General features: G+C 37.1%; 18 protein-coding genes and 1 pseudogene. 17 read left to right on the top strand and 2 right to left on the bottom strand.

The features are described from left to right. The first annotated feature begins 186 nt into the window (after nt 1–186). The 17 genes and pseudogenes from F7731_RS16050 (at nt 187) to F7731_RS15970 (ending at nt 15384) form a co-directional block, all read left to right on the top strand. Nucleotides 187–402 (top strand): hypothetical protein, encoded by a 216-nt coding sequence (locus F7731_RS16050; protein ID WP_151535790.1) that lies wholly within the window; start codon nt 187–189, stop codon nt 400–402. A gap of 332 nt (nt 403–734) precedes the next feature. Next, nucleotides 735–1268, top strand: coding sequence for a GNAT family N-acetyltransferase (locus F7731_RS16045; protein ID WP_151535789.1), 534 nt, complete (start codon nt 735–737; stop codon nt 1266–1268). An 18-nt stretch (nt 1269–1286) separates the two neighbouring features. Continuing rightward, the gene (locus F7731_RS16040) at nt 1287–1715 is read left to right on the top strand and encodes a DUF4440 domain-containing protein (RefSeq protein WP_151535788.1); all 429 of its coding nucleotides are present in this window, start codon (nt 1287–1289) and stop codon (nt 1713–1715) included. An 813-nt stretch (nt 1716–2528) separates the two neighbouring features. Next, the gene (locus F7731_RS16035) at nt 2529–2729 is read left to right on the top strand and encodes a cold-shock protein (RefSeq protein ID WP_027322326.1); all 201 of its coding nucleotides are present in this window, start codon (nt 2529–2531) and stop codon (nt 2727–2729) included. Between the two features lie 513 nt (nt 2730–3242). Further along, entirely contained in the window at nt 3243–4022 is a 780-nt protein-coding gene (locus F7731_RS16030) for a PhzF family phenazine biosynthesis protein (RefSeq protein WP_151535787.1), read from the top strand. A gap of 230 nt (nt 4023–4252) precedes the next feature. After that, nucleotides 4253–4702, top strand: coding sequence for an Lrp/AsnC family transcriptional regulator (locus F7731_RS16025; protein ID WP_151535786.1), 450 nt, complete (start codon nt 4253–4255; stop codon nt 4700–4702). 309 nt (nt 4703–5011) lie between these two features. Beyond that, complete coding sequence (nikB, locus tag F7731_RS16020) at nt 5012–5953, top strand: nickel ABC transporter permease (protein ID WP_151535785.1); 942 nt, start codon at nt 5012–5014, stop codon at nt 5951–5953. Nucleotides 5954–5968: 15 nt separating this feature from the next. Next, on the top strand, nt 5969–6865 hold the full coding sequence (locus F7731_RS16015) for an ABC transporter permease (RefSeq protein ID WP_151535784.1): 897 nt from the start codon (nt 5969–5971) through the stop codon (nt 6863–6865). Nucleotides 6866–6887: 22 nt separating this feature from the next. Next, a complete protein-coding gene (locus F7731_RS16010; RefSeq protein ID WP_151535783.1) occupies nt 6888–8450 on the top strand; it encodes an ABC transporter substrate-binding protein in 1563 nt (520 codons plus the stop codon). Nucleotides 8451–8460: 10 nt separating this feature from the next. Further along, nucleotides 8461–9432: an ABC transporter ATP-binding protein gene (locus tag F7731_RS16005; protein WP_151535782.1), complete on the top strand. Its 972-nt coding sequence runs from the start codon at nt 8461–8463 to the stop codon at nt 9430–9432. A 1-nt stretch (nt 9433) separates the two neighbouring features. Then, a complete protein-coding gene (locus F7731_RS16000) occupies nt 9434–10441 on the top strand; it encodes an ABC transporter ATP-binding protein (protein WP_151535781.1) in 1008 nt (335 codons plus the stop codon). 109 nt (nt 10442–10550) lie between these two features. Beyond that, nucleotides 10551–12164, top strand: coding sequence for a gamma-glutamyltransferase family protein (locus tag F7731_RS15995; RefSeq protein WP_151535780.1), 1614 nt, complete (start codon nt 10551–10553; stop codon nt 12162–12164). A 182-nt stretch (nt 12165–12346) separates the two neighbouring features. Next, a complete protein-coding gene (locus tag F7731_RS15990) occupies nt 12347–12919 on the top strand; it encodes a chromate transporter (protein WP_151535779.1) in 573 nt (190 codons plus the stop codon). Beyond that, nucleotides 12916–13446 carry a chromate transporter gene (locus tag F7731_RS15985; RefSeq protein WP_151535778.1) on the top strand — a complete coding sequence of 177 codons (531 nt, stop codon included), beginning with the start codon at nt 12916–12918 and terminating at the stop codon, nt 13444–13446. The genes F7731_RS15990 and F7731_RS15985 overlap by 4 nt, the downstream gene beginning before the upstream one ends. A 621-nt stretch (nt 13447–14067) precedes the next feature. Next, on the top strand, nt 14068–14463 hold the full coding sequence (locus F7731_RS15980) for a hypothetical protein (protein ID WP_151535777.1): 396 nt from the start codon (nt 14068–14070) through the stop codon (nt 14461–14463). Between the two features lie 43 nt (nt 14464–14506). Next, nucleotides 14507–14662, top strand: a pseudogene (locus tag F7731_RS27330) (histidine phosphatase family protein); the annotation flags it as partial. A 38-nt stretch (nt 14663–14700) separates the two neighbouring features. Then, complete coding sequence (locus F7731_RS15970; RefSeq protein WP_151535776.1) at nt 14701–15384, top strand: hypothetical protein; 684 nt, start codon at nt 14701–14703, stop codon at nt 15382–15384. 303 nt (nt 15385–15687) lie between these two features. Here F7731_RS15970 and F7731_RS15965 read toward each other — a convergent pair whose 3' ends face one another. Both F7731_RS15965 and F7731_RS15960 read right to left on the bottom strand, forming a co-directional pair. Further along, nucleotides 15688–16887, bottom strand: a complete 1200-nt coding sequence (locus F7731_RS15965; protein ID WP_151535775.1) for an MFS transporter — start codon at nt 16885–16887, stop codon at nt 15688–15690. A gap of 165 nt (nt 16888–17052) precedes the next feature. Next, nucleotides 17053–17400, bottom strand: coding sequence for an ArsR/SmtB family transcription factor (locus F7731_RS15960; protein WP_151535774.1), 348 nt, complete (start codon nt 17398–17400; stop codon nt 17053–17055). Nucleotides 17401–17424: the final 24 nt, after the last annotated feature.

The following is a 17424-nucleotide window of genomic DNA, read 5'->3' as shown; positions in this document are numbered from 1 at the left end:
AAAGAAGAACATCGGAAAGCCGTATGAGGGAAAACTTCACGTACGGTTTGATGAGGGGAAACTGAAAGTAAAAGAGATAGCGTAAGCTATCCCTATGAAATCAGTTTTCTACTCTACTAAAGGAGCTGAATAGTTCAACAACCATTAGGAAATATGTGGTAGTCTGTATTAAAGGGGGGAATAGAATTGAACGATAAAAAAATAAGATTATCTTTAACTGGTGCAATAGTAATTTTAAGTATATGTATATTAATTTCTGCTTCTAATATTTCAAGTGCTATAAGATATTTAGGTGATAACACCGCAAACAATAATAATGATTACCAATTAAGCAGATTTAATGATAATTTTGATGAACTGATAAAGGCTCTTAAAGAAAAACATGAGGATATTAGTCGATGATTACTTTGAGTAGTAAAAAAACAGAATCGACTTTCAATAAAGATGTATTTAGGATCTTCCACAATCGGGCGCTTTTCTGAAATAAGGAAAGCGTCTTTCTTCATGAAAAGGGCCATATTGTGGAGTAATGCCTTTAAAGAAAATTGGTTTATAGGTTAAAATTTAGAAGAGAGCTAATAATACGGATACATTTTCAAAAGTAATATATGAATCAACGTGGGTGAAAAACTCGATACATCGGCAAAATTAACCTTTTGATTATTTTCAAAGTTTAATCTAACATCTGATATTATTAGTTAATTGGGAAAAATATAAAGGGATGGTGAATTTTATTGAAAATTCTTGAAACTGAACGACTTATCCTTCGCCTGCAAAAACCCGACGATGCTGCGTTTATCCTTGAGCTTTTAAATGATCCTTCCTGGTTGCAGTTCATAGGCGATCGCGGTGTGAGAACGCTGGATGACGCAAGGACCTATATTTTGAATGGACCTGTTCGCATGTATGAGCAATTCGGTTTCTGCCTTTATTTGGTGGAACGAAAGGAGGATCATGCCCAGATTGGAATTTGCGGTCTGGTAAAAAGAGATTCCTTGAAAGATGTGGATATTGGATTTGCCTTTCTCCCAAAATATTGGTCAAAAGGATACGCCTATGAAGCAGCTTCCGCAGTAATGTCCTATGGAAAAGACACATTGGGACTTACTCGCATTGTGGCAATCACGGCACAAGAGAATCAAGCTTCAGCCAGGCTGCTCGAAAAATTAGATTTTCGGTTTGAGAGATTGATTCAACTAGCCAATGATCCCGAAGAGCTTAAGCTTTTTGTATTCGACAAAACCGAAAATTACATCAAAAAACAGTAGGAATCAACAGAAACAAAAGTGATTCTAGATCGATTAACCGCCTCTTTTTTCGATGCGTTTACCAATAAAAATGGAAATAAACCGAATGTATGCGCCCTTTCTGAATTATTTATTCCAGAGGCAATGATTATTAAAAATACAGATTGCGCTCCTTTTATTTATAGTCTTCAGCAGTTTATCGAACCCCGTGAGAAACTATTAAGTGAAGGGAACTTGATGAATTTCAAGGAAGAAGAAGTGTACGAAATCACAGAGATTTTCGGAAATATCGCTCATCGCTTCAGCCTGTATCGAAAAATAGGTGTGTTGTCTGGCGAAGCATTTGATACAATGGGCATGAAAACAATGCAGTTCATTTGCACACCCTCTGGTTGGAAGATAAGCTCAATAGCTTGGGATGATGAAAGAAAAGACTTAACCATTCCGGAAAGGTATCGAAAATTTTAACTATGCAAAAGACTCTCCTCTCTAGAGAGTCTTATTCTAATTGTTCCAAAGGATGTGGTGACATAGTTTTTGGGATTTCTACTTATCTTGAAAAAAGTAGATGACGTAGCCTAGTTTTTTAAAGTCAGGATAATCTTTAAAGTGAATGAGAATTACAATAATCCATTCAACGAAAAGTCCCCGGATTGGAAATAGAATTGTTTTCTAAAGAGTTGCTACGAAATAATTTATTTTATACAGCCATAACAAGAACCAAGACAATACACGTTCTTATAGGTTCAAAACATGCTGCCAATAAAGCAGTTGCAACCAATCGACAAATTCCCATATTATCCTTGTGAATTACCAAAATTATTTGTAATTCTATTAGTAGGAGGGATTAAACCTCAAGTTGTTGGATCTTATCTTACTTGGTTTCGAAAGATGGCAGAGCAAAATAAAGGTGATGTATGGGTAAAAAATGCTTTAAATGGTCAGAGCATATATGGCTTAATAATGTAGATTACGCTCCAATGTTTTTTACACCGGAGCAAAGTACTTAAACCATCAGAAGGAAGGAAATCCAGAACAAGAATTTTCCCATCATATATTCGGTTCAAAAGAAAGATTGTAAAGGATTCTACTTAGACAATATGGTGCTTTAGTTAGGGTACCTTGGGTTCCTTGCAAACAATTTCAAAAAAGGCTATTCTAAATATGAATTATTTTTGTTCGGTGTAAAGGATAGTATTAGTAAAACTTTTCGTCTTGATGATCACTGAGAACAAGGATAGTAATACATTGTGTGTGCTAACACACTAGGAGGCAACAAACATGGAAAAAGGTAAAGTAAAATGGTTTAATGGCGAAAAAGGCTTCGGTTTCATCGAACGTGAGGGTGGAGAAGACGTATTCGTTCATTTCTCAGCTATTCAAGGCGAAGGGTACAAAACATTAGAAGAAGGTCAAGAAGTGACTTTTGATGTTGAGCAAGGTCAGCGTGGAGCACAAGCAGCAAACGTTCGTAAGGCTTAATTATAATGCCAAACATGAACAGACTCTTTTTTAGAGTCTGTTTTTTATTTTTCTTAAAAATACACAAAACCCCACTCACGAATGAGTAGGGAACATGAAAACAGTAAATCAAATGGTAAACACATTGTAACATATAATTTCTAAGGTTCCTAATTTCATCGCCTAAATTGAAAGTATCTTCTAAATATAGAACCTACAGAAGACATTATCGGTATTTTAAGAGGATTGACAGAAGAAAGTAACAATGAAACTGCTATTGATGGTTATGGGGCTTAAGACAGTGTAATAAAAGATATTGTAGAATTTCTAAAACATTATAAGCATTACGGAGAACTCATTTAATATGAGCTTGTTTCACTACGGGTGCTTTGCTTCAATATGAAGTGAAGTCTTTTTCTTCTTCAAAACGAGGCAGAATAGTTAAATAAATCACTAATAATGTATAATTTAGCTAAATAACAAAATTTTAGTATGAAATAAGTAGTTTAAATGAACAACAAGGAGATTAAGAAAATGAGAATCCCGATTTATCAGATTGATGCTTTTACAAATGAACTATTTAAAGGAAACCCAGCGGCAGTATGTCCATTAAACGAATGGATAAAAGAGGATTTAATGCAAAAGATTGCAGAAGAAAATAATTTATCTGAAACAGCCTTTTTTGTAAAAAAAGATGATGAATATGAGATAAGATGGTTCACTCCAAAAGGGGAAATAGACTTATGTGGACACGCAACATTAGCTTCTGCTTATGTAATATGCACTTATTTAGATAAAAATTTAAAGAATGTAAAGTTTAATACAAAAAGTGGACTTTTAGAAGTATCTAAGGATGGCGGTCTATTTACATTGAGTTTCCCTTCTAGAGAAGGAGAAAAATGTGATACTCCAGAGGAACTTATTAAAGGTTTAGGTAAAGTACCTAAAGAGGTCTATAAGTCAAGAGACTATTTGGTGGTATTTGATACAGAACAAGATATTTTAGATCTTGAATTAAATATGGATGAACTTAAAAAACTAGATGGTTTTGGTGTAATAGTGACAGCTAAAGGGAATGAAGTAGATTTTGTATCAAGATTTTTTGCACCAAAGGCAGGAATAGATGAAGATCCAGTTACAGGTTCTGCTCATTGTACGTTAGTTCCGTATTGGAAGAATATATTGAATAAAAATGAATTTACCGCATTGCAATTATCAGAAAGAGGCGGAAAGCTATATTGTACTGATTTAGGTGAAACAGTAAAAATGTCTGGAGAAGCTGTATCTTATTTAGAAGGATATATAAATGTTTAGGAAAATTTGTACAATAAATAAAAACTATTGAATAAATCCAATTTATTGATAATATTAAAAATCTGATTAATTTAGCGTGTACTATAATGTAGAAAAGTAAAATATTCAACCTTCATTTTGTTAATAAATCTGTAATTGGATAAACAAAATGAAAAAATATAATATTAAAATATTCCGTTTTGTTTGAATTTCTCTTATAATATCTTTAATTAAGGATGAGAGAAAGGACGTTGAAAATGGACAAAATTGATAAGGATATTATAAGACTTCTAACTAAAAACGGCCGGATCTCCTACGTTGAAATTGGCAAACAATTAGGACTTTCTAGGGTCGCCGTTAGGGAGAGGGTTTCAAAACTTGTGGAAGAAGGGGTCATCGAACAGTTTACTGTCGTTGTTAATAGTGAGAAATTCGGAAAGGAAGTCTCCGCGTTTTTTGAAATTGACTGCGAACCTAGTTCACTGGTTAACGTAGCTGAGGCACTTACGGAAAATATGAATGTAGCCAGCTGCTATCAAATGACAGGACCTTCAACCCTTCATATGCATGTGTTAGTGGATAATTTCATTGCATTGGAAAGATTTATCAATGAGGAGCTCTATGCTTTAGAAGGAATTACACGTGTGGAAAGTCATATTCTATTACGTAGATTTAAGAGCAGGAGCGGTTTAAAGCTTTAATAAATGAGTAGAATGGCACGAAAAGGACCTATCGACTGATAGGTCCTTTTGCTTTACGAAATGATATCGTAGCGATCAACAATTGAATAATCAATAAAAAAGAATAAAAACCCTAAGTTAAGCCAAAAGGAAATTCGTTTATGTAATTAATCGACAAAAAGAAAGTAAAAAATAAAATAATATAAAAAATTATCAAAATAATATGGATTTTTAGATTATTATAAATTATAATCGATTTTAATAATTTTAAAACATTTGGTAATCAAAAAGAAATATTTAATTAACAATTGATAAAAAAGGGGTGTTGATATGATTGCAATGATTGTCCGAAGGTTTTTTCAACTCATTTTTCTATTGTTTGGTATTTCTTTCCTAGTTTTTTCGTCAATGCACATTGCTCCGGGGGATCCTGCAACAATGATTGGAGGACCTACAGCTTCCGAGTCAGATCTTGAAGCAATTAGAAATAATCTTGGATTGAATGATCCGTTCTTAGTTCAATATGGAAGATACATAAGCGATGTGGTAAAGGGCGATTTAGGTTATTCCTACCAAACCCGCCAGCCAATATCGGAGGCAATCGCTATTCGTTTTCCTAACACGCTCAAGCTTGCCATAGCCAGCATCATCATTGCAGTAATTATAGGGATAATTACAGGGTTGATTTCAGCTCTAAAACAAAATAGCTGGCTCGATGTGACAAGCACTACTTTTGCTTTAGCAGGTATATCTATTCCGAATTTTTGGCTTGGAGCTGTTTTGATTTTGCTTTTCTCAGTCAATCTTCAGTGGTTGCCGGTTGGCGGAATGTCTTCTCCATTTTATACGGTAGAAGGTTTAAAGGAACTCATCTTACCTGCGATTACATTAGGAACAGGTTCGGCAGCTATGATAGCGAGGATGACGAGATCTTCAATGCTTGAAGTTGTCAAAGCAGACTATGTTCGGACGGCGAGAGCAAAAGGAGTAAAAGAACGAAATGTTATTTGGATACATACTTTAAAAAATGCCATGATCCCAGTTATTACGGTTATAGGCTTGAATTTTGGTGTCCTTCTTGGAGGGACGATTATTACAGAAAAAGTTTTTGCCATTAACGGCGTTGGAAGATTAATGATCGATGCGATTGCTGCACGTGATTTCCCAATGGTACAAGGTTCCGTTTTATTGGTAGCCACTTTGTTTGTCTTAGTCAATTTAATTGTTGATATCGTTTATACCTATATCGATCCAAGAATTAAATTTCAATAGGTTAGGAGGGATACGATGGAACCAACCGTCAGCATTGCTGAACTAGGAATAAAAAAGCCTAAGAAGAAAGAACGGAATTTTATTGTTATTACTAAGCGGTTGATAAAAAATAAGCTAGCCGTGATTGGGCTAATCATTATTGCTATTCAAATTTGTATGGCTATCTTTTCACCGCTCTTAACTGGCCATGATCCTATTAAACAAAATTTAGCAAATAGCGAACTTCCTATTTTTAGCGAGGATCATTGGCTGGGAACAGATAACTATGGACGAGACGTTTGGAGCAGAATTGTATATGGATCCCGGATTTCCCTAGTCGTAGGAATAACTGCAGTAAGCTTGGGACTTATCGGGGGAATTATCCTTGGTCTATTAGGTGGGTATTATAAGAAACTAGATGGAATTATTATGAGAATTGTAGATTTGCTATTCTCTTTCCCAGGGATTTTACTGGCCATGCTTATTATAGCTATTTTAGGGACAAGTTTAGTCAATGTCGCCATCGCTATTAGTATTTGGTCCATTCCATCCTGTGCAAGGATTGTCAGGGGATCTGTTCTTTCTATAAAGGAAAAGGAATACATCATGGCTATGAAATCACTTGGTGCATCGGATTTTAGAATTATGGTTAAACATATTTTGCCAAATGCTTTTGCACCAATCATTGTTTTTGCCACTATGAGAATGGCAACAGCTATTCTATCAACGGCAGCCTTAAGCTATTTAGGTTTAGGAGCACAGCCGCCTACACCTGAATGGGGTGCGATGATTGCACAGGGTCAAGGCTTCATGTGGAGTTCACCACATTTAACGATCGTTCCAGGCATTGCTATTATGTTAACTGTTTTTGCCTTTAACGTAGTTGGCGATGGATTAAGGGATGCTTTAGATCCAAATATGGATATTCAATAAAACTATTTTAGGAGGAAAAAGAATGAAAAGAAATTTCACTTTTTTATTCACACTTGTTTTTGCACTTGTCCTTTTAACAGCTTGTTCTGGCGAAAAAGGCGCATCATCTGATCCAGAGAAGTCAGACAACGGGAACAATGGAAAATCGAATGAAGAATTAACATTAACTTATGCCTCTGTTACAGATGCAGTTGGCCTTTCACCCATTTTAATGAATGATTCTGCTTCAGCTAATATCACGGACCATGTGTATGAAAAGCTATTTGAAAGAAACCCCAACACAATGGAATATGAACCAGTTTTAGCTGAGTCATATGAGAATCCAGATGAAAATACTTGGGTTATCAAATTAAGAGAGGGAATTAAGTTCCATGACGGAACACCGTTTAATGCAGAAGCAGTCAAATATACATTTGATAAGCTTCGTGATCCAGCAACAGCTGCACCAAGAGCATCATTATTGGAACCAGTAGATACAATCACAGTAAAAGATGAGTACACAGTTGAAATTAAAACCAAGTATCCGTATGGTGTATTCCTTGCCTCTTTAGCACATACAAATGCTGCCATTGTAAGTCCAACTGCAGACCAGAAGCAAGATTTAATGAACAGTCCAGTTGGTACAGGCCCATTCCAATTTGTTAGCTGGGTACCAGGAGATCAAATTGTTTTAAAATCTAATCCAGAATATTGGGGCGGAGAGCCGGAATTAAAGAAAGTAGTATTCAAAGTAGTACCTGAGGTATCAACAGCTATTTCTATGCTCCAAGCAGGTGAGGTTCAATTTTTAGATAATCTTCCGACTGAACAAATGAAACGTATCGAAAGCTTAAAGAATGTAGAGGTCCAGAAGGTTGATGGAACTCCAGTTTATTATTTTACAGTGAACCATGCGAAAAAGGAAAATCAAGATCCAGAATTCAAAAAAGCCCTTGCTAGTGCAATTGACAGAGATGCGTTCGTTTCTAAATTAAATGGTTTAGGTTTTAGAAGTGATAGTGTTGTTGGACCTAAGGTTTTCGGATACCAGGATTCAGCAGATAAAGCTGGCACACCATACGATGTTGAAAATGCAAAGGAATTGGTAAAGAAGAACGGCTATGACAAACGCCCATTAAAATTATTAACAGCCAATAGAGGTAATTTCCAATTAATGGCCGAAATTGTTCAATCTCAATTAACAGAAGCAGGCTTTAATGTAAGTATTGAGTCCATGGAATGGGCAGCATTCCTTGATTCAGCTCGTGCAGGCGAATATGACCTATCTTTCCTAAGCTGGTCAAATATCACAGGGGATGGTTCAGAATTATTTTACCCTAACTTCCATGGTGATAACGTTGGATCTTCTAACCGTGCACAGTACAGCAATGCTGAATTTGATAAGCTTGTAGATTCTTCAAGAACAACGGTAGATCAAAATGAAAGACAAAAGTTTTTAAATCAGGCAAACGAGCTAATGCTTAAAAATGACGATGTAGTAGTTATGTACCACGGTGTAGTGACAGTTGCACTTAATAATGATTATACGGGTCTGGTGTTAGATCCTAATGGTAAATGGGATTTATCAAAAGTAACAAGAAAGTAGGTTAGTCGTTATGGGAGAGACATTACTAGAGGTCAAAAACATTGTGACTGAGTTTCGGACAGCAGACGGGCAGCTTTCTGCTGTCCGTGATGTCTCCTTCTCTCTCCAAAAAGGAGAGACATTGTGTATCGTTGGAGAATCGGGCTGTGGGAAAAGTATCACGTCCCTTTCCATCATTGGATTATTACCCAGCAATGGAAAAATTACAAGCGGGGAAATTCTATATGAAGGAAAGGCCATTCATCAACTACCTGCACAGAAAATGAGACAAATTAGGGGCAATAAAATCTCAATGATTTTCCAAGAGCCGATGACAGCCTTAAATCCAGTATTGACGATTGGATATCAAATAAGAGAGCCTCTTATGATCCATCAAAAGCTATCAAAAAGAGAAGCAATAGATAAAGGGATTGAGCTATTAAAACAAGTTGGTATTCCTTATCCGGAAAAAAGGATGAATCAATATCCTCATGAGCTTAGCGGCGGAATGAGGCAAAGGGTAATGATCGCCATTGCTTTATCCTGCAATCCTGGGCTATTGATCGCTGACGAACCAACAACTGCACTTGATGTCACCATTCAAGCCCAAATTTTGGACATTATTAATAGGTTAAAAGACGAATTTCATATGGGTGTCCTCATGATTACCCATGATATGGGTGTAGTTGCCGAGGTAGCGGACCGGGTTATGGTTATGTATGCAGGGAAAAAGGTAGAGGAAGGAAAAGTGGAGGAAATCTTTGATAAGCCGAAACATCCATATACCATTGGATTGCTTAATTCCGTACCAAATGTTGATGATCCTGATTTTGAATTAGAGCCAATCCCTGGATCTTTGCCTAGTTTAGATGAACAAATTTCAGGCTGCCGATTCCATTTGAGATGTAAATTTGCAAAGGATATTTGCAGAATCCAAGAGCCTCCAGAGTTTAAACTATCCGATTCACATCAAGTGTTTTGCTGGCTAGAGGGGGATAACTGAGATGCCAATCGCTGTGAAAGAAAATCAAGAACAAGCGGTTCTTTTAGAGTTAAAAGGGGTAAAGAAGTACTTTCCGATTACTGGTGGTATTCTTAAACGCAAACAAGGTGACGTAAAAGCAGTTGAGGATGTTTCCTTAAAGCTATATAAAGGAGAAAGTCTTGGGATTGTCGGAGAATCAGGCTGTGGTAAATCAACTTTAGGCAGAACAATCTTGGGCTTAGAAGAATTAACCTCGGGAAAAATCATTTTCAGCGGGACGGAAATACAACATTTAAAAAGGAAAGAAAAATTAAAGTTTGTAAAGGAAATGCAAATGATATTCCAGGATCCTTTTGCCTCTCTTAATCCAAGGCAACGAATTGGCCATGCGTTGGAAGAAGTATTTACGATGCATACTAATATGTCAGCTAAGGAAAAAAGAGAAATGGTAATCAAACTTCTTCAGGAGGTTGGATTAAAGGAGGAGCATTTCGATCGTTATCCTCATGAGTTTAGCGGAGGTCAGAGACAAAGGATCGGGATAGCAAGAGCCATTGCCCTAAATCCTTCCTTTGTGATTTGCGATGAGGCCGTTTCCGCCCTAGATGTATCCGTACAAGCCCAAGTTTTAAAGCTATTAAAGGTGCTGCAGGAGAAATATCAATTATCCTATTTATTTATCTCCCATGACCTCGGGGTAGTTAGATATTTTTGTGATCGTGTTCTCGTTATGTATCTTGGAAACACGGTTGAACTTGGAACGGTTCACGATTTATTTAATAAGCCATTACATCCATATACTCAAGCTTTATTATCAGCTATTCCAAGGCCGACTGTACATTCTAAACACAAACGTATCCAATTACAAGGTGATATACCTAATCCTGCTGATCCCCCAAATGGCTGCTCATTTCATACAAGATGTCCAATTGCGGCTGATATGTGTAAAACAGAAAAGCCTGTTTGGGAAGAATACGAGCCCAAACATTTTGCTGCATGTCATTTTGCGGGACAGTCCATACTTTAAGTTAGCTTAACATTTAGGGAGGAGCTGCATTTTAGTTAGCTCCTTACTTTCTTACATTGGGATTATATCTCCCTATTATTCTATTATTTCAAACAATGAGGTGTGCTTAATGAAATTAGACTATCACTTTCATCCACATTCTTCACAAAGAACAACTGTCATGGCGAAAAACGGGATGGTTGCAACTTCGCAGCCGCTTGCAGCACAGGCAGGGCTTGATATCCTGAAAAAGGGAGGAAACGCTATTGATGCTGCGATTGCAACAGCTGCTGCACTTACTGTTCTAGAGCCTACATCAAATGGAATTGGTGGTGATGCTTTTGCTCTTGTATGGACTAAGGATAAGCAGCTTTATGGTCTAAACGGAAGCGGACCATCACCAAAGTCAATTTCGATTGAAGCATTAAAAGAAAGGGGCTATGATAAGATTCCTACATATGGATTAGTTCCTGTAACTGTTCCCGGAGCACCATCTGCTTGGGCTGAATTATTAAAACGATTCGGAAAGCTTTCATTAAAAGAGGTGCTTGAGCCTGCGGTCAACTATGCGGAAAATGGTTACCCGTTGACCCCTATTTTAGCTAAGTATTGGAATATTGCTTTTAATCGTTTTAAAAGGACTTTTACAGATGCAGAATTTCAGCATTGGTTTGAAACCTTTGCTCCGGCCGGCCGTGCACCACAGGCAGGAAATATTTGGCGCTCACCGGGGCATGCTTCTACATTGAAATCAATTGGGGAAACAAATGCTGAAAGCTTTTACCGAGGTGATCTTGCTGAAAAGATTCACGAATTTTCGGAAAAATACGATGGTTTTATTTCAAAAGAAGATTTAGCAGAATACAAAGCGGAGTGGGTCGATCCAATTAAGATTAATTACAGGGGATACGATGTCTGGGAGATTCCGCCAAATGGACAAGGCCTTCTAGCCCTGCTTGCTTTAAATATTGCAAGCGGCTTTGAATTCAACCATCGGGAAAGCGTTGATTCCTATCATAAACAAATTGAAGCAATGAAATTAGCTTTTACGGATGGCAAGGCTTGTATAACAGATTTTCGTGAGATGAAGGTGGATGTTGAAGAGCTTTTATCTGAACAATATGGTGAAGCAGGGCGTGCAAAGATTGGTGATGAGGCATTAGATCACAACCCTATTAAAGTGCCAACCAGCGGAACCGTTTATCTTGCTACGGCAGATGGAGAGGGAAATATGGTTTCCTTCATTCAAAGTAACTATATGGGCTTTGGTTCAGGAATCGTTGTTCCAGGAACAGGGATTGCCCTGCAAAATAGAGGCTGCGATTTTTCGTTAGATCCTAAGCATTCGAATGCATTAAAGCCAGGGAAAAAAACCTATCATACAATCATTCCAGGGTTCCTAACGAAAGACAATCAGGCAGTTGGTCCTTTTGGGGTAATGGGTGGATTTATGCAGCCGCAGGGGCATATGCAGGTAGTTATGAATACTGTGGATTTTCACTTAAATCCGCAAGCTGCCCTTGATGCACCAAGATGGCAATGGATTGAAGGAAAAAAGGTATTAGTTGAACCCCAATTCCCTAATCACATTGCTCAGGCTCTAGTAAGGAAAGGCCACCAGATTGAGGTAACTGTTGATTCTGGTGGTTTCGGACGAGGGCAAATCATTTGGCGTGATCCGGAAACAGGCGTCCTATTTGGCGGAACCGAATCACGTACAGATGGGACAATTGCTGCTTGGTAATTTTTGGGGGATGCACGACTAGTAAACCGAATTTTCGGAACCAAACAGGTAGGGGATCTTTGAAAATAGGGAAAATACCATTTCTATGTTCGTATATAATGAAGAAACGGGGAAAAGTGATACTCCCCCCTTTCTTTCCTAATTTGGTTTAATAGTTTTTTGAAAAGAGGTGGCTCGCCGCAGTGAAACAGCTTCAAATTTTTATAGCGTTTTTTAGATCGGGCATGCTTGGATATGGGGGAGGCCCTTCGTCGATACCACTTGTACATAAAGAAGTGGTAGACACATTTAATTGGATGGATTCCGATGAGTTTGGCGATATCTTAGCCCTAGCGAATGCACTTCCAGGTCCGATTAATACGAAAATGGCGGGTTACATCGGCTACCGGGTTGGCGGTGTGATTGGAATGCTGAATGCTATTCTTTCTTCCATTTTACCGTCGATAATTTTGTTGATTGTACTTTTAACTACGTTAAATGCCTATAAGGATCAGCCATGGGTTGCCGGAATGACAAAGGCTGTTGTCCCAGTTGTTGCGGTTATGCTAGGAACTCTTACTTGGGAATTTGTGGGGAAGTCAATTAAATCCCCCTTAGGATGGAAATGGACAGTCGCGTTTATAATTACAAGTGCTATTTTAATGGGGCTTCTTAACGTTCATCCTGCCATCATTATTCTTGGTTTGTTAGTAGGCGCATTAGTTAAAAAGGATAAGAACAAAGAAGAAGGGAAAAAGGGGAGAAGCACAGCATGATTTATATACAAATATTCTTAGCCCTTTTTATCCCCGGAATCCTTGGGTATGGAGGGGGCCCATCCTCAATTCCATTAATTGAAAATGAGGTTGTCGACCGATACCATTGGATGACAGTCAATGAATTCAGTGAGGTTTTGGCATTGGCCAATACTCTACCAGGCCCAATCGCGACAAAAATGGCAGGTTATATTGGCTATGATCAAGCTGGGATCTTAGGAGCTATTGTTGGTGTTTTTGCAACCGTTGCTCCTTCACTTATTCTTATGATTTGCCTGCTTGGACTATTGATGAAATATAAAGAATCTCCAAAGGTAAAAAGGCTGACTGTAGTTGTAAGGCCAATCATTGCGGTCCTGCTAGGAATCATGACCATTGATTTTTTTGTTATCTCCTATAAAGGAGAAGGGGTATGGCAAACAATTTTCCTTGGAGCTGCTGCATTTTTCCTGATGGAAAAATTAAAGGTTCACCCCGCTTATGTTATTGCAGGGTCACTGGTTTATGGCGGACTTATCTTAGCTTAATCAACAAGTCTAGGCAACTAGTGCCGGAAAAATCGGTCAGAGTTTTGAAACAGTAACCAGGTATGATAACTAACTAGAATAAAATCGCTAACGCGACTTCAACACGACCCAAATGAAATTTATTCACTTGGGTCTTTTTTGCTCTCCTCATTGTGCTATCACAAAAAGGATACACTATTTCCACTTCCTTATCTTTTAAATAAAATGTTTAAAACTTTGGCAAAGCATCTACCGCATCTGTCAAATCACTATAAGAATCTTATCCAAGAAGGCTTGAACCTGACTTTCACTCTTTTCCACATCTAGACCAATGACTGGATTCATCAACTTTCTCCTCCTTATCATCCAATTAACCTGTAACCCCTATTCCTTCATATAGTTTCATAGCTTCGCTTGTTATATGAGATCCCGTTCTGCCTTTGCTACCGTAATCATATATCGATATAAAAAATGATCAACCGGAAATATCTTGCTGACCTTATAATACGAAGGGGCATTTTATAGAGGAAGAATCTCAAGAGAAATTGAATACTTATGTAATACTAGTATGTGTTTTTGAAAAATTGTATTTAAACTAAGGGCAGTTTTGTAGAAGAAAAACTTTTATCAGGAGGTGTATTTTTGCATAAGATTTCTTGTAAAAAGTGGGTAGTTTTGCTAATTATCTTATTCTTAATAGTAATTTTTCTATTATATTTGTATTTTGAGGGAGGAAAATCTTATAAAAGTAGTTCAATGATTATTGAAATTGAAAAGAAAGAACATCATATTGAACCAGGAAAATATATTAAGATGTGGGTCATAGGCTCTAATGCTAATGATAACAGTCCAAATAAAGAGAGATATAAGATAATGATTGAGGACTCGAGAATATATAATTTGTTAGAAGAAGGTAATGAATACTTTGTAAGTATTCAAGGTGTAAAAAAGAGGAATCAATCTGAATATGTATATACTTTTGGTCAATTAGGTTTGGTAGATGGAACACAATTGAGAGGAGAAGGAAAAATTGAATAAGTTTGTGAATTACTGTACTTAAAGTAACGGGGGTGTTACAGAATGGAATTATCTTGGTAAAGCACAAGGTATTTCTAATGTTCCATTAAATGATGAAGGCATAAGGCAAGCAATTAATCTCTTAAATAGACTTTCAGAAGATAAGAGCTGGGATATGATTATTACAAGTGATATATCCAGTTTTCCAATTTTGAATTAATTTTTAATTCTATATAAAAAAATAAAGGAGAATGATAGATGAATATCCAAGTAGATCAAGCTGTTTTAAATAATATAGCTTGGTGTAGGATTGTATGTGATACACATGGAATTTCTGGGATTTCAAAAGAAAACCTATGGGGATTGCTTTCAAAAGCACCGACATTTTACCCCGAAATAATTACGGCAAGTAAGAATGTAACTATTGAAGAATTAAAGTACTTTATTGAAAATGGAGAGGTTTCAAGCATTAAAGATAGTTATGCAAATCATGATATGGCACGTTTTGGTTTTAATATTCTATTTGAGGCAGAATGGATTTATCATGCATCTGTATCAGAATTAGAGCCCATTCAAACAAACTGGCGAGTGATTACGACAGAAAAAGATTTAGCTCAATGGACTATTACAAGTGAATTGGAATGTGTGATTAAACCAGATCTATTAAAACTAAAAAATGTGAAAATTTTTATACTCGAGAAAAACGATGGAATATATGGATTTATTGCTAACTTGAATGCCAATGTTGTAGGGATATCCAATGTTTTTTCAGTAGGTAATGAAAATAAGAGTCTGTGGCGGGATATTCCCAAAATTGTATCAAACGAATTTCCAGGGCTATCCATGGTAGGATATGAGCACAGTAGTAAACTTACAGCAACACATTCATCTGGATGGATATCGACGGGGCCACTCCGTGTATGGATTAAATCGAATGAATGATTACACGGTGCCATCGAACTAGCTGCACCAGTATTTCTACATAATTTAGTATTTTGTCTATAGATACATATTTGAACTCTTATAATACGATATAAGTTATTCAAGAAAAGGGCGATTGTTAAATAAACCCTTATATTTAAACGACTTATTGTTACGTTTTTAAGTGCGAAAAGACTTTTTACTTCAAAAATTAAACAACTAATTTTAACCCCGTCCTGAAAAGCAGAACGGGGTTATACGTGTTTGAAGTTTTAAAATTAAATAACTTTATTGTCGCTTTACACTTATAGTAATTTAACCGATTTATCTGCTAACAGCTCTTTCACGGGTTCTGATCAAAATTATAATATAAAGCATAATTGATAATAGAACGGAGGCCGCGGCTACCATATAAATAGCACTATAACCGAATAAATATCCGATTTGGCCAAATGTCATCGCGCCGATCCCGACCCCTAAATCAAAGAAGGAGAAGAAGGTGGCGTTCGCCATGCCTCTTCGATGGCTAGGAGCACCTTTGACTGACCAGGCTTGCAAGGCCGGCTGGACCGTACCAAAGCCCAAGCCGTATAAAATAGCAGCTACATAAAGAATCATACTATTTGGGAGCCATGATAGGAGACCCATCGAAATCAAAATGAGCAACGCACCTGGAATAAAAACAGCTTGATGTCCCTTTTGATCATAAATTTTTCCGGCAAAGGTCCGTGAAATCAATAGTGCAAATGCGTACAGCAAGAAATACCATTGAATCCCTTCAATTCCTTTTTGTGCGGAATAAAGAGGCAGGAAAGAGGCGATCCCACCAAACGTAACAGTTAAGAAAAATAATAAAATGGAAGGCGGAAGAGCACTCTTTTCATAAAAGTCCCATTTCTTAAGTGCGACAGCCTGTGCTTCCACTTGTTTATAACGTATTTTTGAAGAAAGTAGTAAAGCAATGAATCCAAAAAGGGCACAAATAATAAATAATGTCTTAAACGTAATCATCCCAGCTAAAGCAAGACCGAGTGTAGGGCCGAGGGCTAACGCTAAATTTCCTGATAGCCCGTAATATCCCATTCCTTCACCGCGCCTTCTTGGCGGAATGAGATCGGTGGCAATAGTCCCAGAGGCAGTTGTAGAAAACCCCCAGCCCACCCCTTGGATAATCCTCAACATAAATAAAAACATTAAGCTTGGAACAAATCCGAAAGATCCTACGGATATGACAAATATAGCTAAGCCAATTAAGAAGACAAATCTACGGCCCTTTGATTCTAATGCATGACCAGCGAAAGGGCGAAGAAGCAGAGCAGAAAACGTAAAAATCCCAACAACAATTCCAATTAGCTGATCATTTCCGCCTAATTCTTCAACAAAAAGCGGAATGGTCGGCAGCGTCATTTGAAACCCAAGAAAAATAAAAAAATTAGACATGACAATGAGAATGAAATCCCGTGTCCAAATCTTTTCAGATGTAACCTTTTTCCGAGGAGTTTCACCGACTATTTGATGACTCATAATGATATCCTCCTAGGAGATTGATGAAAATATTTAGGGATACTAAATACATTGAACATTATAAATGAAATTGGATAAAAATTCTATAAATCTGTTTGCCGTTAGTGTGAGCTAATAAAGGTGATTTATTCTCAGCAAAAAACACAGCATCCAATGAATGCTGTGTCATTCCACCTCATCACCGCTTTCGCTTTCCGAAAGCTTATCTAACATTGTAATGGCATCTATAAGATGATTATTAAAAATTTGCTTTGCCACTTGTAATAATTCAATAATCAATGGATCTCTTAATGAATAAATCACCCGGTTTCCATCTTTCGTGCCTGTTACGATATTTTTTGTTCTCAAAACGGTTAATTGCTGAGATACAGCAGAGCCCTCACTGCCAACAAGTGTTTGAATTTCGTTGACATTTTTATCTCCTTCAGAAAGAAGCTCGAGAATTCGAATTCTAAGCGGATGGGCCAAAGCCTTAAAGAAATCAGCTTTGAATTTTTGCATTTCTAGATTCATAAGATTAACTCCTCTTTATTTCGT

This window comes from Cytobacillus depressus (genome assembly GCF_008923245.1).
Taxonomy (GTDB): domain Bacteria; phylum Bacillota; class Bacilli; order Bacillales; family Cytobacillaceae; genus Cytobacillus; species Cytobacillus depressus.
Note: the sequence above shows the minus strand (reverse complement) of the source record. Positions and strands in the feature narration are given on the sequence as shown.